The sequence below is a fragment of the Sphaerospermopsis reniformis genome, from assembly GCF_005402885.1.
Taxonomy (GTDB): domain Bacteria; phylum Cyanobacteriota; class Cyanobacteriia; order Cyanobacteriales; family Nostocaceae; genus Sphaerospermopsis; species Sphaerospermopsis kisseleviana.
The window spans coordinates 1-6,626 of sequence record NZ_BJCE01000271.1 but is presented as its reverse complement, the minus strand read 5'-3'; the positions used below and the strand labels follow the sequence as shown (position 1 = coordinate 6,626).

Below are 6,626 nucleotides of genomic sequence, written 5' to 3'. Positions count from 1 at the left end.
GGACATTTACTAGACGTTTCAGCCCACAGTATCTCTACCACTGTCTTCCCTCATTCTAAGCTAGAACTTATTAATAATGAATGCCTCATCCCTACTTCTTAATCAGTAATTCGTTATCCGTAATTCGTCATTCGTAATCCGTACTTCGTAATTCGTAATTCGTAATCCATAATTCGTACTACAGAACCCAGTATCCAGTCTCCAGTATCCAGTCACCAGTCCCCAGTCCCCAGTCCCCAATCACCTGTACCTAAGACAACGACATCACGCATAATTAATGTAATTATTATTTAGGTTTTCACCTGCACATCATGATGAGCGAACTGGAGCGGTATTATAGAGCTTTAGATTTAGAGCCTGGAGCAACACTAGAAGAGATTAACCAGGCTTACAAAGATTTAGTGTTTGTTTGGCATCCTGATCGCTTACCTAAAGATAACCACCGCTTACAGCAAAAAGCCCAAGACAAGATTAAAGCCTTGAATGAGGCTCGTGAAAAATTACGTTCCCTAAAAGATCAACCTCAAACTGCAAATTATTCTAGACCTACTCAACCGAAACAACCATCTTCGAGTTATTATCAACCCACACAAACAAATTACCAACCACCAAATCAAAATCCTGACTTGAGCGGGAAAGATTTTAGTCGCGCTAATTTGAGTAATAAAGACTTATCTGGCAGAAATTTGAGTTATGCTAATTTAAGCGGTTCTAATCTCAGTGATACTTTTATGCACAAAGTTAATCTTAGAGGTGCGGATTTGTCGGAAGCCAATTTATTTAGAGCTAACTTGTTGTTAGCAGATTTGAGAGACGCAAATTTACGCTCGGCTAATTTGATTGGTGCGGATCTAAGTGGTGCTGACTTGCGGGGTGCTGACTTGACAGGTGCAAGGATTCGTTCAGGCGATCGCTTGCTGGTGAAATTAATCGGTGCTAACTTAACTGGGGCTATTATGCCTGATGGCGCAATTCATCGCTGAAATACCCTGAGTTAATGACAAAAGATGAAGAACTAAGTTAACCTTCCTGCAATATGGGAAACTTAGTAATATTCCTGATGCCATGAATTTATGAAAAAGAGTATCTTACGTTACAGAAATTTTCAAATGTTCTGATTGAAGCTACTTGAGGGGGTTGATATTTTGTCTCAAAAGGTATTTAGGTTTTGCTGTTTAAATTTTCAGGAAAAAGTTAATGAAAAATTAGCGACAGTTATTACTTAGAAACTCTTGTAATTAGCGATTTTGGCAAATTGAATTGGACAAGTAATTTAATTTTTCGTATTTAGATAGTCATGAATATAGCAATAATTGGATGTGGTTATGTTGGTTGTGCAGTTGCTCAATATTGGCAGCAAAATAAAAATTTTATTATCACCGCAACCACAACAAGTCCTGACAGAGTCCCTGGACTACAAACAGTAGCTCAAAAAGTAGTAGTCACTAAAGGCAATGACTATGAATCTCTCAATTCTGTCTTAAAAAATCAAGATGTCGTCTTGTTAAGCGTAGGCGCAAAAAGTGGAACTACCTATGAAGAAACTTATTTGGAAACTGCAAAAACTGTAGTTTCTATCCTCAAGCATTCTCCCAATATTCACCACTTGATATATACAAGTAGTTATTCTATTTATGGTGATAGAAATGGTGTTTGGGTAGATGAAGAAACACCACCAGCACCCCCTAATTTTAATGCTCAAATTCTCCGCAAAACTGAAGATGTGTTACTATCAGCAGAAAATGAAAGTCTGCGGGTTTGTATTTTGCGGTTAGGGGGAATTTATGGACAGGGTAGAGAACTGGTGAAAATATTTCGTAGGGTTGCTGGTACAACTCGTCCCGGTAAAGGTGAAGAAATCACAAATTGGGTGCATTTAGATGATATTGTTAGGGCTATAGAATTTGCTCGTCTACACCGCTTACAAGGTATTTATAATTTGGTCGATGATAGCCATCTCACCAGTCGAAAATTAATTGATAATGTCCTGACAAAACATAATTTACCGAATGTGATTTGGGATGCAACAAACAAGAGTAACCATCAATATAATACCTGGGTGTCTAATCAAAAACTAAAAGATGCAGGATACGAGTTTATTCATCCCCACATCATTTTTTAGCAACTATTGAATTTGATAATTATGCCGCCAATGTTAGCTAATTCTTCTACCATTTCCGCATCTCCTACCCAGTTTTACAATTGGGTAAATTATCGTTGTGCTTATGAAGTACATCAACCGATAAATTCTGAAGTTTCAGGTGTGCCTTTATTATTAATCCATCCTATTGGTGTAGGTTTATCACGGCAATTTTGGCAGCGTTTTTACTGTGAGTGGTACAATACAAATCATGGCAATATCATTTACCAACCGGATTTATTAGGATGTGGTGAAAGTGATACACCCAGGAAAGCTTATACACCAATTGATTGGGCAAAACAATTACAGCATTTTTTACAAAAAATCGTCAAAAAACCTGTAATTTTAATAGTGCAGGGTGCTTTATTTCCAGTAGCAATTGAATTAGTCAAATTAGAACCTAATTTAATTACTGGACTGGTACTTTCTGGACCAACATCTTGGAGTATAATTACCAAAAATGCACCTCAATGGCGACAAAAATTGCTGTGGTCTATTTTTGATTCACCCATAGGTAATGCGTTTTTTCGTTATGCACGTACTCGCAAATTTTTAGTTTCTTTTTCCACAGAAAGATTGTTTGCATCAGGTGATGCTGTTGATGAGGAATGGTTAAATACTTTAATAGCAGATGCTCAAAATATGGGTGGACGCTATGCTGTATTTTCTTTTTTGGCGAGATTTTGGCAACGGGATTATAGTCATGATATTGCAGCTATGCAAAAACCGACATTAGTAGTTTTTGGAGAGCAAGCATCAGCTATTAGTAAAGAAGGGAAAACAGATACAGCAGAAGCTAATTTAGCTAGTTATCTTTCTTGTTTACCCCAAGGAAGGGGAATAAAAATTAAGGGGAGAAATGTTTTACCCTATGAATCAACGGCTGATTTTGTGGCTGCAATATCGCCATTTATTCAAGGATTAAGTAGTTGATATTCATGCTGCAATAAATAATATATTCTTGAGTCCACGCAGGTGGACTTTGTTTTTATAGGAGTGAATTATATTCACCTTTATCTTTATGTTTACTAAAATTCATCAGCAAGTCTATAATATCATTATTGAACACCACCACAGGAGTCCGTATGACCCAGATATATGAGGGAGTACGCTGGACAAGCTCAGACCTTGAACTATTGCCAGATAACGGCAACCGTTATGAGATAATTAATGGAGAATTATTTGTGACAAGAGCGCCACATTGGAAACATCAAAAAGCTGGCAACAATGTTTGTACAGAACTCACACTTTGGTCTAGAGAAACCGGTTTAGGAGAAGCTGCTACTGCTCCCGGTATTATTTTTACTGATGCTGATAATGTCATTCCTGATGTGGTTTGGGCAAGTAATGAAAGGTTAGCAACTTTATTAGATGATGATGGACATTTAACAGGTGCGCCAGAATTAGTCATTGAAGTGCTTTCTGCTGGTGTGGAAAATGAACGCCGAGATAAAGAAGTGAAATTAAAACTTTATGCTTCTAGAGGTGTGCAGGAATATTGGATAATGAATTGGCGATTACAACAAATAGAAGTTTATCGCAGAGAAAGGGCAATGTTAGTATTAGTAGAAACTCTGTTTGCTAATGATGATTTAATATCGCCTTTATTGCCTGGTTTTAGTTGTGTGGTAGGTAGTTTATTTAAGTAGAAAAATTCTTAAATTTAAAATTGAAGATTGAAAGACAAATATTTTCTAGAAATTAACTAAAATGGTACACGCAATACAAAAAACTCTCACATTGGAAGAGTTTCTGCAACTACCAGAAACGAAACCAGCTAGTGAGTATATTGAAGGTCAAATTATTCAGAAACCGATGCCACAGGGAAAACATAGTATACTTCAAGGTGAACTTGTACCTGCGATTAATGTTGTCGTCAAACCTCAAAAAATCGCTCGTGCATTTCCTGAATTACGTTGTACCTTTGGTGGACGTTCAATAGTACCAGATATTGCGGTTTTTGTTTGGGATAGAATTCCCCGTGACGAAAATGGAGAAGTTGCTAATACATTTCTCACCTATCCAGATTGGACAATTGAAATTTTATCACCTGATCAAAATCAGACCAAGGTAACTAAAAATATTTTGCATTGTTTAAAATATGGTACTCAAATGGGTTGGTTAATCGATCCAGGTGAAAGGACTATTTTTGTTTATCGTCCGCAACAACAAATTGAAGTATTTGATGAATTAGATATGTTGATTCCTGTACCGTCTTTTGCTGGTGATTTACAATTGACGGTTGGTGAGTTGTTTGGGTGGTTGTTAGAGTGAAAATAAATAAATATTCTTTACTGGGTTAATGAGTAGTTTACCAAGATGCTGTAAAATATAATCAACCTTTGCTAACTTTGCTATAAAATTATGAGAGTTAAGCAGCTAAAAATGCAATCCTTTCGGGGAATTGGTGATTTAACAATAGATTTTGATGAAAAAGAACCAACCGTATTTATTGGGATTAATGGTGTAGGTAAATCAAGTATTCTTGATTGTTTAGCGATTTTATTATCGCGCTTTTCTAGTGCGATTCAACACTCGACTGGTTCAGGAAGATCATTTACAGAGGAAGACATAAAAAATGAAAAAAATGAAACGCATAATGAGATAATAACTAATTTTGAATCTCAAAAATTTACTTGGTCTTTAACTAAGGTTAAAAAAGGACGCATTAAAGATACAAGTAGCAATTTATCCGAAATAAACAAGATTGTTGAAAATATTAAATATCAATTATCTTCCTCCGAACAATATAACCTTCCTGTTATCATTTATTATTCAACTAATCGTGCAGTTCTTGATATTCCTTTAAAAATCAAAAAACAACATTCATTTACACAAATAGATACTTATGAAAATGCTCTAGCTGGTACAGGGAGCGAGTTTAGAATTTTCTTTGAATGGTTTAGAAAACAAGAAGATTTAGAAAATGAATTACGGCTAGAAAATAATCCTAATTATCGAGATAAACAGTTAGAAGCTGTTAGACAAGCTATATCTTCATTAATTCCTAATTTTACTAAATTGCGTGTACGTCGTTCTCCTTTGAGAATGACATTACAAAAAGATAGTGAAGAATTAATAGTTAATCAATTATCAGATGGGGAAAAATGCTTATTAGCAATGGTAGGAGATTTAGCGAGAAGATTAGCTATTGCTAACCCTGGGTTAGAAAATCCACTTGATGGTTATGGAGTAGTTTTAATTGATGAAATTGAACTACATTTACATCCCAAATGGCAAAGAAAAATTATTCCAGCTTTAACTAGAACATTTCCTAATTGTCAGTTTATAGTTACTACTCATTCACCGCAAGTAATTGGAGAAATTAAACCTCAAGGAATTTATATCTTAGAAAAAACAAATGATGGTATAATTGCCAAGCGTCCAGAAAGTTCCTATGGTAGAGATAGTAATCAAATTTTAGAAGACTTAATGGATGTTCCTGACCGCAAACAAGAAATTAAAGATCGTTTTCTAGAGTTGTTCAGGTTAATTGATAATGGTAAAATTACTGAAGCTAGACAATTAAAACAAAGTCTTGAACAAGATATTGGATATAATGATCCAGAATTTGCCAGTGCAGATGTCCTGATTAGAAGAAGAGAGATTTTGGGTAGATGAAATATATTAAAAAGAATCTAGAACCATCAAGTTTTTACAAGTGGAAAGCTCAAGAAAATGATGATTGGAAACCTAGTTGGAATAACTTTCAGAAACCTGAAAAAACTGATGTTCACAATGAATTATTAAAAGAACAAGGATATATATGTTGCTACTGTGGAGTTCGTATTACAGTAGAAGTTAGTCATATTGAACATTTTAAACCCCGTAAAACATATCCAAATTTAGCACTAGAATACTCTAATTTTTTAGCTTCTTGTCCAGGAGAAGGTGACGAACCAGACTGGAAAAATTCTCAAAAAATACCTCCTGCACAAAAACACTGTGGACCAAAGAAAGGGTATTGGTATGATGAAAATTTGACACTTTCTCCCTTGTTAGAAAACTGCGCTGAATACTTTAGGTATACAGGTTTTGGAGAAATTATAGCTAGTGATAATGATACAATGATGGATGCGGCAAAGGCAACAATTGATAATCTAGGACTGAATCAACCTATATTACAAACTTCACGACGTAAGGAAATTCAAAAGATATTACCACTGATTGATGGATGTTCTAGCGAAGAAATTCAATTGCTAATTAAAGGATATCAATAATTTGATTCTAATGGACAATTAACTCCATTTTGTGCTGCAATTATTTACATTCTGAAGAGTTACTTTGATGAAACAGGTTAAAAGATGAAAATTATTCCTAATTTTTCAATTGTTGGTGAATGAGTGATCCAGTGATGTACAATAGACCTGTCCGAAATATATAACGGAAAAATGGTAGAACGGTAAATGGAAAATATACCGTGGTTCTACCAAAGATGAAAAATATTACCAATTATATACATATGTACCCAAAACGCGCTAGGGGT

7 protein-coding genes are annotated in these 6,626 nt (G+C 35.1%); all 7 read left to right on the top strand.

Going from position 1 to position 6,626, the window contains the following annotated elements; all coding sequences use genetic code 11:
• Window positions 1-314 precede the first annotated feature (314 nt).
• A complete protein-coding gene (locus FFR48_RS23925; RefSeq protein WP_137669096.1) occupies window positions 315-983 on the top strand; it encodes a pentapeptide repeat-containing protein in 669 nt (222 codons plus the stop codon).
• Window positions 984-1,297: 314 nt separating this feature from the next.
• Complete coding sequence (locus FFR48_RS23920; RefSeq protein WP_137669094.1) at window positions 1,298-2,122, top strand: SDR family oxidoreductase; 825 nt, start codon at window positions 1,298-1,300, stop codon at window positions 2,120-2,122.
• A gap of 30 nt (window positions 2,123-2,152) precedes the next feature.
• The gene (locus FFR48_RS23915; protein ID WP_137669095.1) at window positions 2,153-3,073 is read left to right on the top strand and encodes an alpha/beta fold hydrolase; all 921 of its coding nucleotides are present in this window, start codon (window positions 2,153-2,155) and stop codon (window positions 3,071-3,073) included.
• Between the two features lie 152 nt (window positions 3,074-3,225).
• A complete protein-coding gene (locus tag FFR48_RS23910; RefSeq protein WP_137669093.1) occupies window positions 3,226-3,789 on the top strand; it encodes a Uma2 family endonuclease in 564 nt (187 codons plus the stop codon).
• A gap of 61 nt (window positions 3,790-3,850) precedes the next feature.
• Complete coding sequence (locus FFR48_RS23905; protein ID WP_137669092.1) at window positions 3,851-4,414, top strand: Uma2 family endonuclease; 564 nt, start codon at window positions 3,851-3,853, stop codon at window positions 4,412-4,414.
• 90 nt (window positions 4,415-4,504) lie between these two features.
• Window positions 4,505-5,761, top strand: coding sequence for an AAA family ATPase (locus FFR48_RS23900; protein ID WP_137669091.1), 1,257 nt, complete (start codon window positions 4,505-4,507; stop codon window positions 5,759-5,761).
• Window positions 5,758-6,360 (top strand): retron system putative HNH endonuclease, encoded by a 603-nt coding sequence (locus tag FFR48_RS23895; RefSeq protein WP_236104161.1) that lies wholly within the window; start codon window positions 5,758-5,760, stop codon window positions 6,358-6,360. The genes FFR48_RS23900 and FFR48_RS23895 overlap by 4 nt, the downstream gene beginning before the upstream one ends.
• Window positions 6,361-6,626: the final 266 nt, after the last annotated feature.

What these genes read in the sequence shown, in the direction of transcription:
- FFR48_RS23925 (WP_137669096.1), top strand. Translation starts at nt 315, where the DNA reads ATGAGCGAACTGGAGCGGTATTATAGAGCTTTAGATTTAGAGCCTGGA.
- FFR48_RS23920 (WP_137669094.1), top strand. Translation starts at nt 1,298, where the DNA reads ATGAATATAGCAATAATTGGATGTGGTTATGTTGGTTGTGCAGTTGCT.
- FFR48_RS23915 (WP_137669095.1), top strand. Translation starts at nt 2,153, where the DNA reads ATGTTAGCTAATTCTTCTACCATTTCCGCATCTCCTACCCAGTTTTAC.
- FFR48_RS23910 (WP_137669093.1), top strand. Translation starts at nt 3,226, where the DNA reads ATGACCCAGATATATGAGGGAGTACGCTGGACAAGCTCAGACCTTGAA.
- FFR48_RS23905 (WP_137669092.1), top strand. Translation starts at nt 3,851, where the DNA reads ATGGTACACGCAATACAAAAAACTCTCACATTGGAAGAGTTTCTGCAA.
- FFR48_RS23900 (WP_137669091.1), top strand. Translation starts at nt 4,505, where the DNA reads ATGAGAGTTAAGCAGCTAAAAATGCAATCCTTTCGGGGAATTGGTGAT.
- FFR48_RS23895 (WP_236104161.1), top strand. Translation starts at nt 5,758, where the DNA reads ATGAAATATATTAAAAAGAATCTAGAACCATCAAGTTTTTACAAGTGG.